Annotated in this window: 1 protein-coding gene; it reads right to left on the bottom strand. The window is 68.5% G+C overall.

All coding sequences use genetic code 11. The features are described 5' to 3' along the window. Positions 1 to 262: helix-turn-helix domain-containing protein (locus AC6CH9_RS20840; RefSeq protein WP_498156604.1), on the bottom strand; the 262-nt coding region annotated here is incomplete at its 3' end. Between the last annotated feature and the right edge of the window lie 116 nt (positions 263 to 378).

Here is a 378-nt window from a genome sequence, read left to right as displayed (position 1 = left end):
GCGCGGACCACTTGCGCTGGCGGCGCAGTGTCTCGATCCGGTTCACGACTTCGTCCGGGAGCTGGGTCGGCGACCTGTGCGGGACGCTCGCCCGGTCGTGCAGGCCGGCCTCCCCGAGCCGGTCGTAGCGGTGCTTCCACTTCGACAGGCAAGCGCGCGAGATGCCCGCTTCAGCAGCGACGTGAGCGATCGGACGACTCCGGCAGCGCTCGATCAGGCGCAGGCGTCCGGCAGGGGTCAACGGGGCGTTAGCGTGAGTCATGAAGGGGTAGGTCTTCCTCGGCAAGGACGGTTGGTCGCACTTCCATCCTGCCGCCAGGCCTACCCCTTCCTCACGCCCAGCCCCGCGTCACCAACGTCATGACCCGCAACACCTAG

This window comes from Cellulosimicrobium sp. GQ32 (assembly GCF_059758455.1).
The sequence above is the reverse complement of the archived record's forward strand: the minus strand, read 5'-3'. Positions and strand labels throughout refer to the sequence as shown.